Origin of the sequence: Bifidobacterium sp. UTCIF-38 (assembly GCF_006454495.1) — a bacterium.
In the GTDB taxonomy this organism is placed as follows: Bacteria; Actinomycetota; Actinomycetes; order Actinomycetales; family Bifidobacteriaceae; genus Bifidobacterium; species Bifidobacterium callitrichos.
In genome coordinates, this window is sequence record NZ_JFAL01000047.1 from 1 (window position 1) to 639 (window position 639).

General features: G+C 66.2%; 1 protein-coding gene. It reads left to right on the forward strand.

The window, feature by feature from the left end; genetic code table 11:
* Window positions 1–99: 99 nt before the first annotated feature.
* The coding region (locus tag BW11_RS11435; RefSeq protein WP_140445848.1) for a helix-turn-helix domain-containing protein at window positions 100–639 on the forward strand (540 nt) is incomplete at its 3' end.

Sequence of the window (639 nt, forward strand, 5' to 3'; positions counted from 1 at the left end):
GGCGCTATTGCTGTTTTCGTGGGTGATGGTTCGTCGTTGGGCCGTTGAGTGTGTAAGTGTGAGGGGCGTTTCCGGCTATTCTGTTTTCCGACCAAAGAAATGAACCACGGAAAACGCCTGAACAAGAGCTTATTCACCGGATTGCTGAACGTCAAAGGCATGGTCGTCGAGGACGCGCGGATCATGGATTCGCCCCTGCGTCCCGAGCCCGTGCTCGAGGTGCGCGTGCGCCCGCGCGCGGGCATGCTCAGATGCTCGCGGTGCGGGCGGAAGCGCCCGGGCTATGACCGTGGCGGCGGGGTGCGCCGGTGGCGTCATCAGGACTTCGGCTGCTGGCGGGTGGAGCTGGTCGCCGACATGCCGCGCGTGGAGTGCCCCGGGTGCGGGGTGGTCGTCGCCCAGGTGCCGTGGGCCGAGCCCGGGAGCCGGTTCACGCGTGATTTCGAGGCGGAGTGCGCGTGGCTGATGACGGTCGCCAACCAGAAGACCGTGAGCGGGTTCCTGCACGTGGCGTGGAGGACGGCGGGAGACATCGCCCATAGGGTCGCAGGCCGGCTGAAGGCCGCGATGCCCTCGCCGTTCGACCATCTCACGTCGATCGGCGTGGACGAGACCAGCTACAGGAAGGGCCACACGTAC